General features: G+C 69.4%; 19 protein-coding genes and 1 pseudogene. 15 read left to right on the top strand and 5 right to left on the bottom strand.

What is annotated here, in order from left to right; all coding sequences use genetic code 11:
* Positions 1-446: pseudogene (locus AC1DWT_RS40350) on the bottom strand (hypothetical protein); the annotation flags it as partial.
* Between AC1DWT_RS40350 and AC1DWT_RS40345 the strand changes: the two are divergent.
* Positions 439-1,149 carry a TetR/AcrR family transcriptional regulator gene (locus AC1DWT_RS40345; protein WP_206016170.1) on the top strand — a complete coding sequence of 237 codons (711 nt, stop codon included), beginning with the start codon at positions 439-441 and terminating at the stop codon, positions 1,147-1,149. The pseudogene AC1DWT_RS40350 and the gene AC1DWT_RS40345 sit on opposite strands and share 8 nt — an antisense overlap.
* 69 nt (positions 1,150-1,218) lie before the next feature.
* On the opposite strand, the gene AC1DWT_RS40340 is transcribed toward AC1DWT_RS40345, so the two are convergent.
* Both AC1DWT_RS40340 and AC1DWT_RS40335 read right to left on the bottom strand, forming a co-directional pair.
* The gene (locus AC1DWT_RS40340) at positions 1,219-2,286 is read right to left on the bottom strand and encodes an alpha/beta fold hydrolase (protein WP_477924900.1); all 1,068 of its coding nucleotides are present in this window, start codon (positions 2,284-2,286) and stop codon (positions 1,219-1,221) included.
* 75 nt (positions 2,287-2,361) lie between these two features.
* Positions 2,362-3,681, bottom strand: coding sequence for an FAD-dependent monooxygenase family protein (locus tag AC1DWT_RS40335; protein WP_477924898.1), 1,320 nt, complete (start codon positions 3,679-3,681; stop codon positions 2,362-2,364).
* 82 nt (positions 3,682-3,763) lie between these two features.
* Between AC1DWT_RS40335 and AC1DWT_RS40330 the strand changes: the two genes are divergently transcribed.
* Positions 3,764-4,594, top strand: a complete 831-nt coding sequence (locus tag AC1DWT_RS40330) for a crotonase/enoyl-CoA hydratase family protein (protein ID WP_072947346.1) — start codon at positions 3,764-3,766, stop codon at positions 4,592-4,594.
* Between the two features lie 75 nt (positions 4,595-4,669).
* On the top strand, positions 4,670-6,367 hold the full coding sequence (locus AC1DWT_RS40325) for an MDR family MFS transporter (RefSeq protein WP_477924896.1): 1,698 nt from the start codon (positions 4,670-4,672) through the stop codon (positions 6,365-6,367).
* Between the two features lie 66 nt (positions 6,368-6,433).
* Here AC1DWT_RS40325 and AC1DWT_RS40320 read toward each other — a convergent pair whose 3' ends face one another.
* Positions 6,434-6,925 carry an inorganic diphosphatase gene (locus AC1DWT_RS40320; protein ID WP_072947348.1) on the bottom strand — a complete coding sequence of 164 codons (492 nt, stop codon included), beginning with the start codon at positions 6,923-6,925 and terminating at the stop codon, positions 6,434-6,436.
* A gap of 131 nt (positions 6,926-7,056) precedes the next feature.
* Here AC1DWT_RS40320 and dacB point away from each other — a divergent pair, with 131 nt between their 5' ends.
* The 4 genes from dacB to hpt are packed head-to-tail and all read left to right on the top strand — an operon-like array spanning position 7,057 to position 11,047.
* Positions 7,057-8,442 (top strand): D-alanyl-D-alanine carboxypeptidase/D-alanyl-D-alanine endopeptidase, encoded by a 1,386-nt coding sequence (gene dacB / locus AC1DWT_RS40315; RefSeq protein ID WP_387490032.1) that lies wholly within the window; start codon positions 7,057-7,059, stop codon positions 8,440-8,442.
* Complete coding sequence (locus AC1DWT_RS40310; protein WP_095863583.1) at positions 8,442-9,488, top strand: zinc-dependent metalloprotease; 1,047 nt, start codon at positions 8,442-8,444, stop codon at positions 9,486-9,488. The genes dacB and AC1DWT_RS40310 overlap by 1 nt, the downstream gene beginning before the upstream one ends.
* A 19-nt stretch (positions 9,489-9,507) precedes the next feature.
* Complete coding sequence (gene tilS / locus AC1DWT_RS40305; RefSeq protein WP_477924893.1) at positions 9,508-10,488, top strand: tRNA lysidine(34) synthetase TilS; 981 nt, start codon at positions 9,508-9,510, stop codon at positions 10,486-10,488.
* A 4-nt stretch (positions 10,489-10,492) separates the two neighbouring features.
* Positions 10,493-11,047: a hypoxanthine phosphoribosyltransferase gene (gene hpt, locus AC1DWT_RS40300; protein WP_072947351.1), complete on the top strand. Its 555-nt coding sequence runs from the start codon at positions 10,493-10,495 to the stop codon at positions 11,045-11,047.
* A 10-nt stretch (positions 11,048-11,057) separates the two neighbouring features.
* On the opposite strand, the gene AC1DWT_RS40295 is transcribed toward hpt, so the two are convergent.
* Positions 11,058-13,196, bottom strand: a complete 2,139-nt coding sequence (locus AC1DWT_RS40295; protein ID WP_072947352.1) for a serine/threonine-protein kinase — start codon at positions 13,194-13,196, stop codon at positions 11,058-11,060.
* Positions 13,197-13,360: 164 nt separating this feature from the next.
* Here AC1DWT_RS40295 and AC1DWT_RS40290 point away from each other — a divergent pair, with 164 nt between their 5' ends.
* From AC1DWT_RS40290 to AC1DWT_RS40255, 8 genes are all read left to right on the top strand, one after another.
* Positions 13,361-14,707 carry an amidase gene (locus AC1DWT_RS40290; RefSeq protein ID WP_095862989.1) on the top strand — a complete coding sequence of 449 codons (1,347 nt, stop codon included), beginning with the start codon at positions 13,361-13,363 and terminating at the stop codon, positions 14,705-14,707.
* Between the two features lie 212 nt (positions 14,708-14,919).
* Complete coding sequence (ftsH, locus tag AC1DWT_RS40285) at positions 14,920-17,208, top strand: ATP-dependent zinc metalloprotease FtsH (RefSeq protein ID WP_387489993.1); 2,289 nt, start codon at positions 14,920-14,922, stop codon at positions 17,206-17,208.
* 60 nt (positions 17,209-17,268) lie between these two features.
* Positions 17,269-17,886 carry a GTP cyclohydrolase I FolE gene (folE, locus tag AC1DWT_RS40280; RefSeq protein WP_043826734.1) on the top strand — a complete coding sequence of 206 codons (618 nt, stop codon included), beginning with the start codon at positions 17,269-17,271 and terminating at the stop codon, positions 17,884-17,886.
* A complete protein-coding gene (folP, locus tag AC1DWT_RS40275) occupies positions 17,883-18,740 on the top strand; it encodes a dihydropteroate synthase (protein WP_477924891.1) in 858 nt (285 codons plus the stop codon). Before folE ends, folP begins: the two co-directional genes overlap by 4 nt.
* Positions 18,733-19,095, top strand: a complete 363-nt coding sequence (gene folB / locus AC1DWT_RS40270) for a dihydroneopterin aldolase (RefSeq protein WP_087559822.1) — start codon at positions 18,733-18,735, stop codon at positions 19,093-19,095. The genes folP and folB overlap by 8 nt, the downstream gene beginning before the upstream one ends.
* Positions 19,092-19,604 (top strand): 2-amino-4-hydroxy-6-hydroxymethyldihydropteridine diphosphokinase, encoded by a 513-nt coding sequence (gene folK / locus AC1DWT_RS40265; protein WP_095862991.1) that lies wholly within the window; start codon positions 19,092-19,094, stop codon positions 19,602-19,604. Before folB ends, folK begins: the two co-directional genes overlap by 4 nt.
* Positions 19,605-19,624: 20 nt before the next feature.
* On the top strand, positions 19,625-20,092 hold the full coding sequence (locus tag AC1DWT_RS40260; protein WP_179377657.1) for a DUF3180 domain-containing protein: 468 nt from the start codon (positions 19,625-19,627) through the stop codon (positions 20,090-20,092).
* 70 nt (positions 20,093-20,162) lie between these two features.
* Positions 20,163-20,991, top strand: an 829-nt coding sequence (locus AC1DWT_RS40255) for a DUF6779 domain-containing protein (protein ID WP_477924889.1), incomplete at its 3' end; no start/stop codon positions are given.

Below are 20,991 nucleotides of genomic sequence, written 5' to 3'. Positions count from 1 at the left end.
CCCTGACTGTTCTCCACCTGGGTGAAGACAGATTCGAGTGCGCTGGAGATGGAACTGCCGCCCGCGCTCGCCGTGATCAGGGTGTCGGGGCCGGCGGGATTGATGACGAACGCGCCCTGGATCTCGCGGTCGTGGAGGAGGCGACGGGCGTCCGCGGTGTCCGAGACGACCCGTGCGCGGAGCGGCCTGCCGTCGATCGCGTCGAGCCGGTTGGCCACCTGCTGGTCCGTCCCGGCGGGCAGTCCCGCCGCGGCGACGACACCGATCTCGATGTCGCGGGGCGTCGGCTGATGGAACGCGGCCACGTAACTGAGGATGAAGCCGAGCTGGAGGAGGAGAACACCGAAGACCAGCGCGGCCATCACCTTGGGCGCGCCGTATTTCGACACCGGGCTGTCGTGGTGCGCGGGAGCCGGGGTGGTGGTTTCGCTGGCGGTGATGGTCATCGGACGTCCTCGATCCTTGTCGATACCGTGGGTATTGAATACCATAGGTATCGTGACTGAAGAACGTCAACCGGACAGTCGTCACACCGAATGGACGCCGACGACGCGTCCCGGTCGCGACGTCGTGCGCCGGCGCCTCCTCGACGCGGCGGCGGAGGAATTCGCGGAACGTGGCTTCAGTGCGGCCCGGCTCGCCGAGGTCGCGCGCCGGGCCGGATTCACCAAGGGCGCGGTCTACTCGAACTTCGAGTCGAAACAGGACCTGTTCGCCGAACTCTTCGCGGCGCGCTCACTCGAACTCGCGGGACGGGTGCTCGCCGAGATCGCCGGTATGAACCCGACGGACGCCGCGGGGAAGGGTGGCGAGGCCGTCGCGTCGTGGATGGTGCGTGAGCCGGGCTGGTCGCTGCTGGTACTCGAATTCGGTGTGCTCGCCGCCCGCGACCCGCAGATCGCGCAGGCCTACCTGCGGGAACGGCGGCAACTGCGGGGACGGCTCGTCGAATTGATCGGCGAGCGCGCGCGGGAGTGGGGAGTCGACGACACGTTCGACGTCCGCACCACGGCCATCTCGCTGATGGCCCTCATCTCCGGCCTCGTGCTCGAACACTCGGTCGACCCGGAGGAAGTGGACCAGCAGACGATGGGCGCCGCGGTCACCGCGTTGTTCGCAGGTGCCGTCGCCCGGGCCGGGCTCGTTTGAACAGTCCGGGCCGGGCTCGTTTGAACAGCCCGGGCCGGGCTCGCATGAACAGTCCGGGCCGGTCTGATGTCAGGCGGTCTGCGCGACGACCCCGTCGAGGAAGCCGTCGATGTGTGCCCACGTGGAGTCCTTGGCCTTCGGGCCCGCGACGAGTCCCAGGTGGCTGCCCGGCGCGGACTCGAACCGCACCGACGGTGACCCGGTGAGCACGTCCGTCGCCGCCCGGACCGACGGGATCGGGGCGATGACGTCCTCGGTGCCGCCGATCGCGAGGACCGGCACCGTCAGATCGGCGAGCGCGATCGCGCCGTTCCTGGTCTCGAAGCTCCCTGTGGTGAGCGCGTTCCCGAGGATCAGCTGGGTGCAGACCTGGCGGAAGAAGCGTGCGGGGTACCCGGGCATGTCGGCCATGAACCGGTCGATGGACTCCATGCGGGCCAGGGTCTCGGTGTCGTGCAGGTTCCGCGCGATGAACCACGGCTTGGTGAGTTCGCGCTGGAGTGCGGTGAAACGGTAGCTGGCCTGGACCAGTGGCGCGGGCAGTCCGCCCATCGCTCCCGTGGCGGTGGTGAGGGGACGGTCGCCGGTGAACTGGCCGACCGCCCGCAACGGCGCGATCATGGTCACCGACTCGTAGTCGATCGGCGTGCCGATCGCCGTCACCGAACCGATCGGCAGATCGCCCCGGCCGGCGGCCGTGAGCAGCGACATCGTGCCGCCGAGGCTCCAGCCGATCAGGTCGACGGGTGCGCCGTCGTGGAGTCGGGACACGCGGTCGACGGCGGCCGGGATGAAGTTGTCCACCCAGTCCTCGAACCCCAGGCCGCGGTCGGCGTAGCCCATCGTTCCGTAGTCGACGAGATACGTGGCCTTTCCCGACCCGGCCAGGTGCGCGGCCAGGCTCTGGCCGGGCCGGAGGTCGAAGCACTGTGCGGGCGCGGCGAGCGGCGGCACGAGGAGGATGGGCCGGTCGTCGTCGGTGTCGGAACCGTCGAACCGGTACAGGTCCTGATGGGGTGCCTCGTGGATGCGGGTCGACGGGGTGCGCTGGACGGGCGCGATGCCGCCGCCGAAGGACAGCCGCCAGGCGTTGCGGGTCAGCGTGTTCAGCGTCGGGTTCCAGGCGATGTCGAGCACGGATTTCCTCTCGTGGCGGCGCAGATCCTCCAGGTATCTGTGACGTCAACATACAGGTAATCCTGCGGTGGTCCGTCAGCGGGAGGCGAGCAGAACCCGCAGCACCGTCGCCGGTCGGAGCAGCGTCCCCGGACGGTCGAGGAGATGCGTCACCCGGAGGAAAGCGGACCCGACGGCCGGGTCCACGGACGCGGCCCGGTCGAGCCGGGACGCATAGGCATTGGCGAACCGCACCCGCGCCGACCGTCGTCCCGGCACGGCCGGGATCCGGAGGTCATTGTCGGCGGTGAGGGTCCACGCGGCATCGATGCACCGGTTCGCCCCGCGCAGGAACCGGCGAGCGAGATGCGTCCGACCCGACCGCAGGCAGTCCCGCAGGATCTGCGCCTCCACCGCGGCGACACTCATCCCCTGACCGTAGATGGGATTGAACGAGCAGATGGCGTCCGCGAACGGCAGATAGTTCGGCGGCAGATCGTCCGCGGAATAGTGCCGCCGGACGGTCGTCGGGATCCGGTAGCGCACGCCGTCGTCCACCGGCACGGCCGTGCGCAGTGCGTCGTACATGTCCGGAGCCGGGAACGACTTCACGAAGTCGAGGAACCCGCCCGGATCCAGCGGCGGCACGTCGTCGCCGTACCCGGCGAGCGTGACGATCCACGTGCCGTTCTCCTGCACGCCCATGAATCCACTGCGCGGACTCGACGGTCCCGGCGCCATCCCGATGCCGGAATCGCCGTCCAGATGCGGCGGGTCGAGCCGGAAGTGCCTCGTCGCGTAGCTGACGGCCACGGCCACCTGTGACTCGGACGGCGGCGAAAACCCCAGCGCGCCGAGCCGGGCGACGCTTTGCGAACTGCGGCCCGACGAATCCACGACGAGATCGGCCCGGACGACCTCCGGCGGAACCCCGCCCCGGTGCTGCACGGTCACGCCGGTCACCCTCCCGCCGTCCAGGGCGAGACCCGTGACGTCGGAACGGTCCAGGATCCGCACGTTCGGCAGGGCCTGAATCCGCCGCCGCACCTGCCACTCGACCAGCGGCCTGCTGGCGAGAATGCCGGGAACCCCGCTGGTCGCGCGGGCCATCCGGTGCCCGTCGACGATCCACCGGATGTCGCCGAGCGCGTCGCCCGCGGTGGCGCCGAGGGCGAGGAGTTCGGGCACGAGACCCGGCAGGAGGTCCTCCATCGCGGCCTGCCCACCGGCGAGGAGAGCGTGCACGTGCCGGGCCTGCGGCACACACCGGCGCGCCGTGGCCGCGTGGGGAAGAACGTCGCGGTCGAGGACGACGACGTTCCGGAACGTGCTGCCGAGCGCCGCCGCGGCCAGTAGACCACCCATTCCGGCGCCGACGACCACGGCGTCGCCACCCGGGGTCGTCCGATGCGTCATCGCGGCTGTCCGTTCGCAAGGCGATGCTGAGACCTCCAGGGTATTTCTCCTGACACCGGCGAGCGGAGGTTACTCTCGAGTAATGACCGAACAGAAGACCTGGAATGCGTTCACCGTCGAGCGCAAGGATCACGTCGCGCAGGTGACACTCACCGGACCCGGCAAGGGCAACGCGATGGGGCCGGATTTCTGGAGCGAGCTCCCCGAGATCTTCGGTGAACTCGACTCCGATCCGGATGTGCGGGCCGTGGTGATCGCGGGCTCGGGCAAGAACTTCTCCTTCGGTCTCGACCTGCCCGCCATGAGCGGCAGCTTCGGCTCCGTGCTCGCGGACAAGGCACAGGCAGGCCCGCGCACCGCGTTCCACGACATGATCAAGCGGATGCAGTCCGGCATCAACGCGGTCGCCGACTGCCGCAAGCCGGTGGTCGCGGCCATCCAGGGCTGGTGCATCGGCGGCGGCGTCGACCTGATCTCCGCCTGCGACATCCGTTATGCCGGCGCCGACGCGAAGTTCAGCATCCGTGAGGTGAAGGTCGCGATCGTCGCCGACATGGGCAGCTTCGCCCGGCTGCCCGCCATCATCGGCGACGGCCATCTGCGGGAACTCGCGCTCACCGGCAAGGACATCGACGCGGACCGCGCGCAGAAGATCGGTCTCGTCAACGACGTCTTCGCGGACGCCGACGCCGTCCTCGCGGCCGCGCACGCCACCGCAGCCGAGATCGCGGCGAACCCGCCGCTCGTCGTGCACGGCATCAAGGACGTCCTCGACCACTCCCGGGCGGCCGCCGTCGACGACAGCCTCCGTTACGTCGCCGCGTGGAACGCTGCGTTCCTGCCGTCTCAGGACCTGACCGAGGCGATCACCGCAGTCTTCGAGAAGCGCGCCCCCGAGTTCAAGGGCGAGTAGTCCGGCGGCGGCAGAGCTTATCCGCAGGTAAAGCCCAGTCCAACAGTTGCCCGAATCCTCGCTGCGCTCGCATACTTGCCGACTACAAGTAAACGACAGCGCAGCGAGGAAACAGTGTCGAATTCGGTCGAAACGCCGGTGGCCTACACCCACCGGCAGATCCTGGCTGTACTCAGCGGGTTGATGCTCGGCATGTTCCTCGCCGCGCTCGATCAGACGATCGTGGCGACGGCGATCCGCACCATCGCCGACGACCTCGACGGCTACTCGCTCCAGGCGTGGGCCACCACCGCCTACCTCGTCACCGCCACCCTCGCGACGCCGCTCTACGGCAAGCTGTCCGACATCTACGGCCGCAAGCCGTTCTTCATGTTCGCCATCACGGTGTTCGTGATCGGCTCGGTCCTGTGCACGTTCTCGACGTCGATGTACATGCTCGCGGCCTTCCGTGCGGTGCAGGGACTCGGCGCCGGCGGCCTGTTCTCGTTGGCGCTCACCATCATCGGCGACATCGTCTCCCCGCGTGAGCGCGCCAAGTACCAGGGCTACTTCCTGGCCGTGTTCGGCACGTCCAGCGTGCTCGGGCCGGTGCTCGGCGGACTGTTCGCCGGGCAGGACGTGATCCTCGGAATCGACGGCTGGCGTTGGGTTTTCCTGGTCAACGTGCCGGTGGGGCTGGTCGCGCTCACCGTCGTCTCCCGGGTGCTGCAGCTTCCGCGGCGACCGGGCGGAAGCAGGCGGATCGACTGGTGGGGCGCGATCGCCCTCGCGGTGGGTGTCGTGCCGTTGCTCGTCGTCGCCGAACAGGGGCACACCTGGGGATGGAGCAACTCGAAGTCGTTGGCGTGCTACGTGATCGGCGCAGTCGGCGTGCTCGCGTTCGTGCTCGTGGAACTGGCGATGAAAGACGACGCGCTCATCCCGATGCGCTTCTTCCGCAACAGCACCTTCGCGCTCGGCGTCGTCATCAGCCTCGTCGTGGGCGCCGTGATGTTCGGCGGCATCACCCTCCTGCCCCAGTACCTGCAGGTGGTGAAGGGCTCGAGCCCCACCCTCGCCGGGTTCCAGATCCTGCCGATGGTCCTCGGTCTCATGGCCGGGTCGGTGGTCAGCGGCCAGATGATCTCGCGGACCGGGCGGTACCGGTACTTCCCGATCCTGGGGACCGCCCTGATCGCGGTCGCCGCGTTCCTGCTGCACACGCTCGCAGCCGACACCCCGATGCCCGTCGTGATGGCGTTCATGCTGATCCTGGGACTCGGTCTCGGAAACCTGATGCAGCCGCTCACCCTCGCCATTCAGAACGCCCTGCCCCCGCAGGACATGGGGGTGTCGACCGGAGCGGCCACCTTCTTCCGGCAGATCGGCGGCACGGCAGGCGTCGCGATCTTCCTGTCGATCCTCTTCTCCCGCCTCACCCCGGCCATCGGCGAGCGCGTGACGGCCGCCGCGGGCACCTCCGACTTCCGGCGGGCAGTGGTAGCCGCCGCGCAGAGCAACGACCCCGCCGAGGCCGCCATGGGTCAGGGAATGCTCAGCCCCGACCACGCAGGCGTCAGCGGCGTCCTCACGGACAGTTCGGTGATCGGAAGACTCGACGACGTGCTCGCCCTGCCGTTCCGGCAAGGATTCGCCGACGCCATCGGATCCGTCTTCCTCAGCGTCTCGATACTCGCCGTCGTCGCGTTCGTCCTCACCGTGCTGTGGAAGGAAGTACCCCTGCGGAGTGAGTCCGGACTGCAGGCCGCGGCCCGCGGCGACGCGGGGGAGTGAGACGGCAACGGCGCCCGGTCCACCCGATGACGGGAGAACTGGGCGCCGCTCGAACGAACGTCGGGCTCAGTGCCCGCCGTTGTCCTTCAGACGCTCGAGCGAGGCCTCGACCTCTGCCTTCGCCTCGGCGAGCCCGACCCAGTCGGCCGCCTCGACGTGCTTGCCCGGCTCGAGGTCCTTGTAGTGGACGAAGAAGTGCTTGATGGCGTCCAGTTCGAACTGCGGGACGTCGCCGATGTCCTGGATGTGGTCCCAGCGCGGGTCGCCGGCGGGCACACACAGCACCTTGTCGTCGCCGCCGGCCTCGTCGACCATCTTGAACATGCCGACGGGACGTGCCTCGACGATGACTCCCGGGAACACGGACTCGGGGAGCAGAACCAGCGCGTCCAGCGGGTCGCCGTCCTCGCCGAGGGTGTTCTCGATGTAGCCGTAGTCGGCCGGGTAGCCGAACGCGGTGTACAGGTAGCGGTCCAGCTTCACGCGACCGGTCACGTGGTCGACCTCGTACTTGTTTCGCTGACCCTTGGGGATCTCGATGGTGACGTCGAACTCCACGCCGATTCCTCGCTGTCGTGTCGATGATGATTCGGGGAGAGGATATCGGGTCGAGGATAAGGTTGGTTGTCTGACCACCCACGAATCACAGTGAAGACGGAGGCGCGTTGCCGGGCCAGGGAAAGAAGAAGATGGGCTCGTTGGCGGGACGCCACCGTCGGAACATGCGAATTCTGTTCGCGTCGGTCGTCGTCGTGGTGCTCGCGATGGCCGCCGTGCTGGTGGTCGCGGTGAGCGCGCACAACGCGTCGGCGGGCCGCGGTGAACTGACGATCGCCCCCGCACCGGCGCCGATCATCGCGGCCCCGCAGGTCACGCCGGTCCCGGACGACGCGCCGATGCCGACTGCGCAGGGGATCGCGGCCGCGGTCGATCCGGCCGCCGCCAACCCCGACCTCGGCAAGTTCAGCGGAACGGTCGCCGACGCGGTCACCGGTCAGGTCTTGTGGAGCGTCAACCCGCAGACCCCGATGACGCCTGCGTCGACCACCAAGGTCCTCACCGCGGGATCCGCGCTGCTGTCGTTGCCGTCCGACCACCGCGTCACGACGAAGGTGGTGCAGGGGGCGACTCCCGGGGAGATCGTCCTCGTCGCCGGTGGTGATCCCACTCTCACCGCGAAGCCGGTCGGGGAGAACGGCTACTACCCGGGTGCGGCTCACATCTCGCAACTGGTCGATCAGATCCGGAACGCGGGCATCCAGGTGACGCGCATCGTGGTCGACACCGGCATCTACTCGGGCGACACCATGGCGCAGGGGTGGTTCCCGACCGATGTCGGCGCCGGATTCATCACCCCCACCGAGCCGATCATGATCGACGGCGGACGCGCCGACCCACTCGTGGACGAGTCGCCGCGCAGTTCGACGCCCGCGCTCGACGCCGGGCGGACGCTGGCCGGTGCGCTCGGCGTCGACCCGTCTGCGGTCGCGTCGGGCGTCGCGGCACCCGGCGCCGCCACCGTCGCGAGTGTGCAGTCCGCGCCGCTGCGCGACCGGTTGCGGCAGATGATGGAACACTCGGACAATGTGCTTGCCGAAGCGATCGGGCGGGAGGTTGCCATGAATGCCGGCGCGGAAGCATCGTTCGCGGGCGCCGTCGCGACCATCGGCCAGACCCTGTCCGGCGCCGGATTCGATCTGTCGGGGCTCACGCTGCACGACGCGAGCGGGCTGTCCGTGGACGACCGCATCGCACCGCACACGCTCGACCAGGTCCTGACGGCCGCTGCCGGGGAGGGAAATCCCGCCCTGCGGCAGATGCTCGACTACCTGCCGGTGGCCGGTGCCACGGGCAGCCTGTCGGACCGGTACGCGTCGGGGAACCGCACGGGCGCCGGATGGGTGCGCGCGAAGACCGGCACCCTGTCCACGGCCAGCGCCCTCGCCGGCTACGTGGTGGACCAGAACGGGCGCGTCCTCACGTTCGCGCTGATGTCCAACGACCGCCCGCCGGAGGTCAGCCGTCCCGCGCTCGACGCACTGGCGGCCGCGCTCCGCACGTGCGGGTGCGAGTGATGGCCGCCGAGGGAAATGCCTTCAGCGGTGCCGTCGACTGGAAACTCGCAGCCAGGACGGGAGTGAGGCTGGCACGCAGCGGGCCCGCCACGTCGCGGTACACGGCCGAAACCGTGGTCGCGGAACTGGCCGACGCGTCGATGCGCGCGGAACTGCCCGTCCGTGAAGTCACCGGCCTCGCCGACGGACTGCCGGTGCCCACCGCCCAGATCCTCGACCGGGCGGGGTGGATCCACGCCGCCGCGCATTCGATGTCGCAACTCACCGGCGGCGACGCCGCCCCCGGCATGCTCCTCGGCAAGCCGGCGGGCATTCAGGCCGGGGCGATGCTCGCCTACCTGTCCTCGGCGATCCTCGGCCAGTACGACCCGTTCACCGGCGACAACGGAACCCTGCTGCTCGTCGCGCCCAACGTGGTGTCCGTCGAGCGCACACTGCGGGTGCGGCCCAGCGACTTCCGGCTCTGGGTGTGCCTGCACGAGGTGACGCACCGGGTGCAGTTCTCGTCGTCACCGTGGCTCACCGGGTACATGCAGGAGTCGGTGGAGACCCTCGGATCCGCCGAGGACGAGTCGATCACCGACATGGTCGGCCGGTTGTCCTCCGCGCTGCGCGACCGTGGGCGCACGGAGCCCGACGAGTCGGGTGCGCCGGGCGGCATCGTCGGACTCCTGCGCGCGACCCAGGCCGAGCCGCAGCGTGAGGCACTCGACCGTCTGCTGGTGCTCGGCACACTCCTCGAGGGGCACGCGGACCACGTGATGGACGCGGTCGGTCCCGCGGTCGTGCCGTCGGTGGCCGCCATCCGCGCGGCCTTCGACAGCCGGCGCCGCCGCAAGAGCAACCCGGTGCAGCGCGTCATCCGGGCGCTGCTCGGAATGGACGCGAAGATGGCGCAGTACGTGCGCGGCAAGGCATTCGTCGACGCCGTCGTGGACAAGGTCGGGATGGACCGGTTCAACGTCGTGTGGACGGGCCCCGACACATTGCCCCGGCTCGCGGAGATCGACGCGCCGGACGCCTGGGTGTCCCGGGTGCTGGGCTGATTCGCGAAGGACTGAGCCGGTGACAGTGCTTCCCGAGGAGCCGGCGATCCTCGAGGTTCGTCACGCGGTGCGGCGCTGGATCGCGGCACACGCCACGGACGGCGACGTCGCGGTCGCTCTGTCGGGCGGCGCCGATTCACTGGCACTGACCGCGGCGGCCGCCGCCGAGGCGCGTTCGGCTATCGCCCTGGTCGTCGATCACCGGCTGCAGCCGGGGTCGGACGCCGTCGCCGACGAGGCGGCAGCGCGTGCCCGGGCCCTGGGTTGTGCGTCCGCCGAGGTGCTTCCCGTCGACGTCACCGGAACCGGCGGGCTGGAGGCCGCCGCCCGGCAGGCCCGCTACCGGGCCCTCGACTCGGCGCGCGGAACCCGCCCGGTGCTGCTGGGGCACACCCTCGACGATCAGGCCGAAACCGTGTTGCTCGGGCTGTCGCGCGGTTCGGGCGGTCGATCCATCTGGGGAATGAGCCCCTACGACAGCCCATGGGGCAGGCCGCTACTGGACGTGCGACGCGCGGTGACCCGGCAGACCTGCGCGGAACTAGGCCTGCGCCCGCACGAGGATCCGCACAACAGTTCACCCGACTTCGTCCGGGTGCGACTGCGCACCGAGGTGCTGCCGCTGCTGGAGGACGTCCTGGGCGGCGGYGTCGCCGGGGCCCTCGCCCGCACCGGGGAACACCTGCGCGAGGAAGGGGCCGTCCTCGACGCGGTGGCCGCCGACGCCGAAGCGAAAGTCGTGGTGGACGGGGAAATCGACGCGGTGCTCCTGGCCCTGTCGGCGCCGCCCGTCCGCCGCCGGGTACTCCGCAGCTGGCTGCTCGCGGCCGGTGCGCGCGGCCTCGGAGACACCCAGCTGCGGGCCGTGGACGACCTCGTCGCACGGTGGCGGGGACAGGGACAGGTGGCGGTCGGGGGCGGAACACCGGATGCGAGGTTGGTGGTCCGACGGCGACGTGGCAGGCTGAACGTCGGATTGGACGACCGACGAAGGGTTTGATCGCGTGTACGAAGGCGACATCGCATCGGTACTGATCTCCGAGGACGAGATCCGTCGACGTACCGTCGAACTGGCCGAGGAGATCGCCAAGCGCTACCCGGAGGGCGCCCCGGAAGGGGATCTGCTCCTGGTGGGTGTCCTCAAGGGCGCCATCTTCTTCATGACCGACTTCGCGCGGGCCCTCCCCATCCCCACCCAGATGGAGTTCATGGCCGTCAGCTCCTACGGGTCGTCCACGTCGTCCTCGGGTGTCGTGCGCATCCTCAAGGACCTCGACAAGGACATCGCCGGCCGCCACGTGCTGATCGTCGAGGACATCATCGACTCCGGTCTCACGCTGTCCTGGCTGATGCGCAATCTCTCGACGCGGAACCCGGCGTCGCTCGAGGTCGTCACGCTGCTGCGCAAGCCCGACGCCATCAAGGTCGACATCAACGTCGCGAACGTCGGCTTCGACATTCCCAACGAATTCGTCGTCGGCTACGGCCTCGACTACGCCGAGCGCTACCGCGACCTGCCGTACATCGGAACGCTCGAGCCCTCCGTCTACGGCGGCTGAACCCCGCCCGTCAGCGGACGGGTTCGTGGGACACGGCGAGCTCCAGCGCCCGCAGATCCTGCTCCAGCTGGCGGAACAGCCAGTACACGCCGACGAACGCGAAGATGCCGCCGACGCACAGGATGCGGACGGCGATGATCACCAGCGTGATCTCGTCGGGCGACAGGAACGTCACCCCGGCCACACCGGCCAGCGGAACCGACGCGGCCACCGCGAGATACAGCGTGCTGCGGCGGTCGAGTCCCCGCAGTTTGTGCGCGTCGGCGCTGCTCGCGATGTCCTGCGGTAGCAGGGTCGGGTAGATGCAGCGCACCGCGAAGAACGCCACCACGAAGAACGGGTACGCCACCGACACCGCACCACACACGATCAGCGACGCGATGAAGTGCACGTACGCGCCCGGCGGCACGTTCCCCGCCGCCAATTGCAGGGAAATCGGATAGGCGATTCCCGCGATCACCCACAACCCGAACACCACGAGCACCACGCGGTCGCCGAGCAGCAACGTGTCGGTGCGGGCTCGGGCCAGGGTCTGGCGGTCGTACGTCCGGCCCTTGCGCAGACCCCGCGGAACCAGCAGCGGGTAGCGGCACCAGTAGAGCAGCATGATCGCGCCCAACGGGAAAGCGATCGAGTTGATCACCAACTGGATCCCCTCGAACGACTGCTGCGCCTCCGGCGTCAGATTGCTGATGATCAGCATCTTGTTGTGGTGATAGTTGTACGCGCCCGCGAGCGCGTTCGGCACCGCGATACCGAAAACCAGAATCGGAAGCGCGAAGCGGCGCAACCGCATGCGCCAACTGTTCGGCGGCGGATCGACGAGATCACGGGCCCGCGGGTTCAGGCACAGGTCGAACTGCTGGGCCAGTTCGGCGCCGGACGACCACCGGTCCTCCGGCTTCGGCGCCAGACACGTCAGCAGTACCCGGCGCAGCGACGGCGGGCAGTCGGCGGGCAACTGGTCCAGGAATTCCGGGTCGACGTCGCGGCTGCGGCTGTCCAGCATCGCCTCGAGTGCGGCGAGCGACTCGCTCGACACGTCCTCGTCCTGGAACGGACGCCGCCCGCACATCAGCTCCCACAGCATCACCCCGAGCGCGAAGATGTCGCTGCGGGTGTCGAGGTCCGCCGCCGTTCCCGGCATTCCGCGGTGACACGCCTCGAGTTGCTCGGGGGACATGTAGGCCAGGGACCCGCCGAAGTAGGCGAGCGGTGACGCCCCGGTGACGGTGTCGCTGAAACTGATGTTGAAATCGGCGAGCTTGGGCACACCCTCCGCCGTCAGCAGGATGTTGGCGGGTTTGATGTCGCGGTGCAGGACGCCGCGCTTGCCTGCGTAGTCGAGGGCCTCGGCCAGTCGCCGTCCCAGCCACGCGATCGTCTCGGGCCAGGTGAGGGACGCGATCTCGTCGCGCACACTCGAGTCGGTGGGCCTGAGTTCGCCCTTCTCCCGCATCTCCTCGTCGACGACGTCGAGCAGCAGGCTGCCGGTCCGCTCCCGCTCGGGGGTGACGCGCACGCGCCGCAGAACCCGCAGCAGGGTGCCACCCGGCAGGTACTGCATGTAGAGCAGGCGCAGTTGACGGTCCTCGAGCAGCCGCTGGTCGAACACGCGGACGATGTAGTCGTGGTCGAGTTGCGCGAGGGTCTGCGGCTCGTTGCCCTTGTCGTGGGAGATCTTCACCGCGACGAGACGCTGCATCGACCGCTGGCGTGCGAGGAACACGCGGCCGAACGCGCCGCTGCCCAGCCCCATCAGCAGATCGAAGTCGTCGACCTGCTGCCCGACCTCCACGTCGTCGAGCGCCGCATTGCCGGGCGGCATGGTGATGAGCGTGTCCGGCTGCCGGGCGGTCACGGTCGGACGGGCCTCCGCGGTCTGTTCGGCGGCAGCGGTTCGCTCGGCCTCCGCGGTCTGTTCGGCGGCAGCGGTTTGTTCGGACGCGGCGGTCTGTTCGGCGGACGCGGTCTGCTCGGCGGTCATCGTCCGTGCCGACAGTGCTTGCTCAGCCGTCACCGTCGACGGGCCGGCCGCGACCGTCGCTTCGCTGCTCTCGTGTTCGGAGTTCGTGACTCCGACGGTCCGTTCGGCAGAGTCCGATCCAGCGGCCGATCCGTCTCTGCCCGACCCGTTTCCTCTGGTCATTGCACATCGAGGGTTCTACTGGGCGGGTTCTCTGGGCACATCGAGGTTGTCTGGAGCGGTGTGAAGAGTCCCATCCAGGGACAAGCGAATGGTAACCCCGCAGACCTGCCGTATCCAGCGCGAATACTCGAAATCGCTGCTGCGCTGCACCATATACTCGGGTGATGGGGGACTCCCCGTTCACCTCAGCCGTCGTCGTCGCCGAGCAGGTCCGCTCGGGCGTCTCGAGCCCGATGGAGCAGGTCGAGGCCGCGCTCGCGGCCATCGCGGAGCGTGAACCGAAGATCCAGGCGTTCGCCGCGGTCCTCGGCGACCAGGCCCGAGCCGAAGCGCTGGCCCTGTCCCGCCGACCGGATCTGGCCACTCTTCCACTGGCCGGAGTGCCCGTCGCGATCAAGGACGTCATCCCCGTGGCCGGGCTGCCGATGCGTGAGGGATCGGGCGCGACCAGCGCCGAACCGAAGGCCGCCGACCATCCGGTCGTGGCGCGACTGCGGGCGGCGGGAGCGGTGGTGGTGGGCCTGACGACCCTGCCCGAACTGGCGGTGTGGGGAACCACCGACGCGCCCGGCCACATCACCCGCAACCCGTGGAATCCGTCCCGGACCTGCGGCGGCTCGTCCGGGGGAGCGGCCGCCGCCGTCGCCGCGGGAATGGTGCCGCTGGCGCACGGGACCGACGGTCTGGGGTCGATCCGCATCCCGTCGGCGAACTGCGGAGTGTTCGGTATCAAACCGGGCAGGGGAGTCGTGCCGTCCGAACTCGGCGCCACCTCCTGGTTCGGCATGGCCGAGAACGGGCCCATCGCCACGACCGTCGACGACGCCGCCCTCATGCTGTCCGTGATCGCCGACCGTCCCGAACTCGCAAGGATCGGGCCGTCGGAGCCACTGCGGATCGCGGTGGCGTCGGGGTCGCCGACGTTCCTGGCCACGGTCGATCCGCAGTGGCGGGACGCGGCCGTGCGTGCGGGGACGGAACTGACCGGCTCGGGCCACGACGTGGAGCCCGCGACGTTGCCGTACCCGGTCAACCTGATTCCGGTTCTCGCCCGCTGGACGGCGGGAACGGCCGCCGACGCGGAGGGCCTCGACCGCAGGCGACTGCAGCCGCGGACCCGCAGGCACGTCGCGTTGGGCCGCGCGCTGGGCCGGTTCGTCCGCCCGCAGCAGGTGAACAGGCTCGAGGACTCGCTGCGCGCCTTCTTCGAGAACTACGACGTGGTGATCACCCCCGCGCTCGCGCAGCCGCCGCTCGCGGCGACGACGTGGAGCGAGCGGTCGTGGTTGTCGAACATCGTGGCCAACGTGCGGTACGCCCCGCTCAGCGCGCTGTGGAATCTCGTCGGCTGGCCGGCGGCCAGTGTCCCCGTCGGCACGCACTCGCATTCGGGCACCCCACTGGCCGTGCAGATCGCGGCGCCACCCGGCGGAGAGGCCAGAATCCTGGCCCTGGCCGCCCACATCGAGCGGGTCGGCGGCGGCTGGCCGAGGGTCGCGCCTACGCGGTGACCTCCCGCACATCCGGACCCGGATCGAGGCGGAGGGAACCGATGGGCCGCCGCGCGCGTTGAACGAAATAGAGACCGCTCGTGACAGCGGTTGGCTGCTACCTGGAGTCGCCGGGGTGCCTTCGCGGTAACCTGGTTTGTCCGGTTGGCAGCCGGAAGGCGCACCCGGAAGACCCGCACTCTCGAAAGGACCGGCCATCTCGGCCGACCTGTATGAACCGTAAGACTGTGTTTCGAAACCTGGCGATAGTTGCCGGCATCCTGCTGGTGATCTACGCCTTCAGCTACTTCGGCAACGACACGCGCGGCTTCAAGGGTGTCGACACCTCCGTGGCGATCGCGCAGCTCGACGCGAACAACGTCGAGAAGGCGCAGATCGACGACCGGGAGCAGCAGGTGCGCCTGTGGCTGAAGGACGGCAACGACGCCACCGACGGCAAGACCGAGATCCTCGCCAAGTATCCGGCGTCGGCGTCGGAGCAGATCTTCAACGAGATCTCCGACAAGGGTCTGCAGAGCTACAACACCACGGTCACGCAGGAGAGCTGGCTCACGTCCATCCTGCTGTTCGTCCTGCCGATGGTGATCCTGCTCGGCATCTTCTTCTTCGTGATGAGCCGCATGCAGGGCGGCGGCCGCGGCGGCGTCATGGGCTTCGGCAAGTCGAAGGCCAAGCAGCTGTCCAAGGACATGCCGAAGACGACCTTCGCCGATGTCGCGGGTGCGGACGAGGCCGTCGAGGAGCTGTACGAGATCAAGGACTTCCTGCAGAATCCGGCGCGCTACCAGGCACTGGGCGCGAAGATTCCCAAGGGTGTCCTGCTCTACGGTCCGCCCGGAACCGGTAAGACCCTGCTCGCCCGCGCGGTGGCAGGCGAGGCCGGTGTCCCGTTCTTCACGATCTCCGGTTCGGACTTCGTCGAGATGTTCGTCGGTGTCGGTGCGTCCCGCGTGCGCGACATGTTCGACCAGGCCAAGCAGAACAGCCCCTGCATCATCTTCGTCGACGAGATCGACGCCGTCGGACGCCAGCGTGGCGCGGGTCTCGGTGGCGGTCACGACGAGCGTGAGCAGACCCTCAACCAGTTGCTGGTGGAGATGGACGGCTTCGGTGACCGCACCGGCATCATCCTGATCGCCGCCACCAACCGCCCCGACATCCTGGACCCGGCGTTGCTGCGTCCGGGCCGCTTCGACCGGCAGATCCCGGTCGGCGCCCCCGACCTCGCCGGCCGTCGCGCCATCCTGAGGGTGCACTCGCAGGGCAAGCCGATCGACCAGCACGCCGACCTCGAGGGCCTGGCCAAGCGCACCGTCGGAATGTCGGGTGCCGATCTGGCCAACGTCATCAACGAGGCGGCGCTGCTCACGGCCCGCGAGAACGGCACCGTCATCACGGAGGCCGCGCTCGAGGAGTCCGTCGACCGTGTCGTCGGCGGTCCGCGCCGCAAGAGCCGCATCATCAGCGAGCACGAGAAGAAGATCACCGCGTACCACGAGGGCGGGCACACGCTCGCCGCGTGGGCGATGCCCGACATCGAGCCCGTCTACAAGGTCACCATCCTCGCCCGCGGCCGCACCGGCGGTCACGCGATGACCGTGCCCGAGGACGACAAGGGTCTGATGACGCGGTCCGAGATGATCGCCCGCCTGGTCATGGCAATGGGTGGCCGCGCGGCCGAGGAACTCGTGTTCCACGAGCCCACCACCGGTGCGTCCTCCGACATCGACATGGCGACGAAGATCGCCCGGTCGATGGTCACCGAGTACGGCATGAGCGCCAAGCTGGGTGCCGTGCGGTACGGCCAGGAGGGCGGCGACCCGTTCCTGGGCCGGTCGATGGGGCAGCAGTCCGACTACTCCCACGAGGTTGCGCGCGAGATCGACGAGGAGGTCCGCAACCTCATCGAGGCCGCGCACACCGAGGCGTGGGCGATCCTCAACGAGTACCGCGACGTGCTGGACATCCTGGCCACGGAACTGCTCGAGCGGGAGACCCTCACCCGCAAGGATCTCGAGAAGATCTTCCACAGCGTCGAGAAGCGCCCCCGGATCACGGCGTTCAACGACTTCGGGCACCGGACCCCGTCCGACAAGCCGCCGGTCAAGACGCCGCGGGAACTCGCTACCGAGCGCGGCGAGCCGTGGCCCCAGCAGCCCGAACCGGTGTTCGCGCAGCAGCAGTCGCAGCAGGCCCCGCCGCAGCAGCAGTACCCGCAGCCGGCGCCCGCCAACGGCTACTCGCAGCCGACTCCGGCCCGGCCGCAGGGCGGCATGACGCAGCCGCGTCCCGACTACGGCGCCCCCGCGGGATGGTCGGCTCCGGGCTGGCCGCCCCGCGATCCGGGCAACCAGAGTCCGGAGGGGCAGTACCCCGGCAATCAGGGGCCGGGCACCAACCAGGGTCCGGGGAACCAGTGGAATCCGCCGCACGAGCAGCGGGGCGCCGGGGACGACGATGCGCAGACGAGGGCCTGGAAAGGACCGGACGGATCGAACTGATCCGCCCGACACTAGGCTGTTGCTTCGGGACGATCGGTCCCGGTACTGGAGGAGTTTCGGTTGTCGGTGAATCATCTCGGTAGTGAGCCCGTGGCACTCGAGACAGGCCGGGTGTTCGATCAGCCGCGTGCCGAGGCTGCGGTGCGGGAACTGCTGATCGCGATCGGTGAAGACCCTGATCGTCCCGGACTCCGCGATACGCCCGCCCGCGTGGCGCGGTCGTACCGCGAGGTCTTCGCGGGCCTGTACACCGATCCGGACACCGTGTTGAACACGACGTTCGACGAGGGGCACCAGGAGTTGGTGCTCGTCCGCGACATTCCGCTGTACTCCACGTGTGAGCACCACCTCGTGTCGTTTCACGGGGTCGCGCACGTCGGGTACATCCCGGGCCGGACGGGCAAGGTGACCGGGCTGTCGAAGCTGGCCCGCGTGGTCGACCTGTATGCCAAGCGCCCGCAGGTCCAGGAGCGTCTGACCAGCCAGATCGCCGACGCCGTCATGCGCAAGCTCGATCCGCGCGGTGCGATCGTGGTCATCGAGGCCGAGCACCTGTGCATGGCGATGCGGGGGATCCGCAAGCCTGGTGCGAGTACCACCACCTCCGCGGTGCGTGGTCTGCTCCAGTCCAGCGCGGCCTCACGTTCCGAGGCTCTGGACCTTATTCTGCGGAAGTGACCGTGATCGAGCTGCCCTCACCGGGCCGCACCGTGGTGATGGGGATTCTCAACGTCACCACCGATTCCTTCTCCGACGGCGGACGCTTCCTCGATCGTGACGCGGCGCTCGAACGCGGTCTCGCGTTGAAGCGTCTCGGCGTCGACATCGTCGACGTCGGCGGCGAGTCCACCCGGCCGGGCGCGGCGCGGGTCGATCCGGACGTCGAGGCCGGACGGGTCGCACCCGTCATCGCGGACCTGGTGGCCGAGGGCATCTGCGTCAGCGTCGACACGATGCGGGCGTCCGTCGCGGAGGCCGCGATCGGCGCGGGCGCGTCGATCATCAACGACGTCGCCGGTGGTCGTGCCGATGCGGCGATGGCGTCGGTGGTCGCGGACGCCGGAGTTCCGTGGATCCTGATGCATTGGCGTTCGGCCGGCGACTACGTGCACCGCGGTACCGCCGACCACTACGGCGACGTGGTCCGTGAGGTCCGGGACGAACTGATGACGCAGGTCGACCTTGCCGTGAAGGCCGGGGTGGATCCGGGCTCGCTGGTGCTGGATCCGGGTCTCGGTTTCGCGAAGAACTCCGATCACAACTGGGCGCTGCTGAAGGCGCTGCCCGAGTTCACCGAGCTGGGATTCCCCGTTCTCGTCGGCGCCTCCCGCAAGCGGTTCCTGGGTTCGCTGCTCGCGGATGCGGACGGCGAACCCCGTCCCCCCGCGGGCCGGGAGACCGCGACCGCCGTCGTGTCGGCGCTCGCGGCGACCCACGGGGCGTGGGGAGTGCGTGTGCACGACGCACAGGCCTCCCTCGACGCCATCGCGGTCGCCGAGGCCTGGACGAGGGGTGCAGCCGGACGTGAGTGATCGAATCGAGTTGCGCGGATTGAAGGTTCGCGGCAATCACGGTGTCTTCGACCACGAGAAGCGGGACGGTCAGGACTTCTACGTCGACATCACCGTCTGGATGGACCTCGCGCCCGCCGCGGCGTCGGACGACCTCGACGACACCCTGGACTACGGCGGCCTCGCCGAGCGTGCGGCCGCGATCATCGCGGGCCCCTCCCGGGACCTGATCGAGACCGTGGCGGCCGAGATCGCGGACGGGGTGATGACCGACCCCCGCGTCCGGAGCACTGAGGTGGTGTTGCACAAGCCGTCCGCGCCGATCCCGCTGACCTTCGCGGACGTCGCGGTGGTGGCGCACAGGTCGAGACCATGAGTCGCGCGGTGCTGTCGATCGGGTCGAACGTCGGCGACAGCCTTGCCCACCTGCAGTCCGTCCTCGACGGTCTGGGTGACGCGGTCGTTGCGGTGTCCCCGGTGTATTCGACGGCGCCGTGGGGCGGCGTCGAGCAGCAGGACTTTCTCAACGCGGTCCTCGTCGCCGACGATCCCGCCCTCGACGGCTACGGCTGGCTGCGGCGTGGGCAGGAACTCGAGGCCGCCGCCGACCGGGTGCGCGTCGAACGGTGGGGTCCGCGCACGCTCGACGTCGACGTCGTCACGTGCGACGACATCCGCAGCGACGACCCGGAACTGACGTTGCCGCACCCGCGAGCTCACGAACGTGCCTTCGTGCTGATTCCGTGGCTGGACGTCGAACCCGACGCCGCGTTGCCGGTCGACGGCACGACGACCCGCGTGGACGCGCTGCTGCCGCTGCTGGACGCCGAAGAGCGGGCCGGTGTGCACCGGACGGACCTCGCCCTGGACCGGCGGTCGCGATGAAGCCGGAGCCGACGGGCACGATGAAACCCACCCGCATCTGGGATCTGCTGTTCCTCGCCGCGCTCGCCGTCGCCGCCACCTGGATCCTGGTGCGCGTGTTCTACGGGTCGTTCCCGCCCATCCCCGTGTACGCGGGGGCGTCGCTGTATCCGGTCGCGCTGATCGAGGTCGTGCTCGCGTTCATGGTGCGATCCCGGGTCAGTAACCACCAGGTGGGTGACGGGCCGCGTCAGCTGCACCCGATCACCGCCGCCCGGGTTGCCGCTCTGGCCAAGGCATCCGCACTCGTCGGCGCCGCGACGGCCGGGGTGTGGGGAGGCTTCCTGCTGTACCTGCTTCCGCAGCAGTCGGTGTTGCGCGCCGCCGGCTCGGACAGTCCCGGCGCGTGGGTCGGTCTCGTCGCGGCACTGGCGCTCGTCGGTGCGGCGCTGTGGCTGGAACACTGCTGCCGCACCCCCGACGACCCCTCGGACGAGCCCGCGCATTAGGGCACAGGGGATCGCCGCAGGTCGGATGGAATGCGCGGTGCACCCTTCGCGGCCAAGTACCCTTGGCACCATGACGAATCCTGGTCGCCTCAAGTCTGCGCGCCGCAACAGGCGCAGCGCGAGCCAGATGATCGTTGCGGGTCTGCTCGCTCTCGCGGTGATCGCGTCCCTGTTCCTGATCTTCAGCGACAGCGTCCAACTCCTGCGCGTGGGACTGGTGGCCGCGCTCTGGGCCGCCACGGTCGGTGCCATCGCCATGACGAAGTACCGGCGCGAGTCGGCGCTCGACAAGGCGAAGGTCAGCGACCTGCAGACCGTCTACGAGTTGCAGCTCGAGCGGGAGATCTCGGCACGGCGCGAATACGAGCTCACCGTCGAGAAGCGGGTGCGCAGCGAGGTGCGTGCCGATGCAGAGGAACTCGCCGCGCTGCGCGCCGAACTCTCGTCGCTCCGCAAGAATCTCGAGGCACTGTTCGACGGCGCGATGCCGACCGAACGGATCGCGCTGCGGGCGGATTCGACGCGTGTGCAGGAACTCGCAGGCGGCTCGTACAGCAGCTATCAGCCGGCCGCCTCGGGCCTGTACATCCCGGGCGCGGGGCACGCCGCGGGAGCCGGGCATCAGAGCGGTTCCGCGCAGTCTTCGCATTTCGCGAATCCCGACGACGATCCGGTCACCGCCGAGACGTCCATCGTCGAGCCCGCCGGCGCCGGACAGACCGAACCCGAGATCGAGGTCGAACCGGAACCGGAGCCCACGCCGGAGCCTGTTGCCAAGATCGCGCCGGTCACCGCGCCCGCGCCCGTCGCGAAGGTCGCGCCCGCGCCTGTCGCCGAGCCGGAACCAGAGCCCACGGACCCCGAGCCGGAGCCCGAGGCGGCCGAGCCGGAGCCCGAGG

It is taken from the genome of Rhodococcus sp. P4_B6, assembly GCF_056402215.1.
This window is presented reverse-complemented; position numbering and strand designations above follow the sequence as displayed.

Bases quoted from the DNA above. Each gene is read 5' to 3' on its own strand.
- folK (WP_095862991.1), top strand. From the start codon at position 19,092: ATGAGTCGCGCGGTGCTGTCGATCGGGTCGAACGTCGGCGACAGCCTT.
- AC1DWT_RS40290 (WP_095862989.1), top strand. From the start codon at position 13,361: ATGGGGGACTCCCCGTTCACCTCAGCCGTCGTCGTCGCCGAGCAGGTC.
- AC1DWT_RS40295 (WP_072947352.1), bottom strand. From the start codon at position 13,196: ATGACCAGAGGAAACGGGTCGGGCAGAGACGGATCGGCCGCTGGATCG.
- AC1DWT_RS40345 (WP_206016170.1), top strand. From the start codon at position 439: ATGGTCATCGGACGTCCTCGATCCTTGTCGATACCGTGGGTATTGAAT.
- dacB (WP_387490032.1), top strand. From the start codon at position 7,057: ATGGGCTCGTTGGCGGGACGCCACCGTCGGAACATGCGAATTCTGTTC.
- ftsH (WP_387489993.1), top strand. From the start codon at position 14,920: ATGAACCGTAAGACTGTGTTTCGAAACCTGGCGATAGTTGCCGGCATC.
- AC1DWT_RS40310 (WP_095863583.1), top strand. From the start codon at position 8,442: ATGGCCGCCGAGGGAAATGCCTTCAGCGGTGCCGTCGACTGGAAACTC.
- AC1DWT_RS40260 (WP_179377657.1), top strand. From the start codon at position 19,625: ATGAAACCCACCCGCATCTGGGATCTGCTGTTCCTCGCCGCGCTCGCC.
- AC1DWT_RS40330 (WP_072947346.1), top strand. From the start codon at position 3,764: ATGACCGAACAGAAGACCTGGAATGCGTTCACCGTCGAGCGCAAGGAT.
- AC1DWT_RS40335 (WP_477924898.1), bottom strand. From the start codon at position 3,681: ATGACGCATCGGACGACCCCGGGTGGCGACGCCGTGGTCGTCGGCGCC.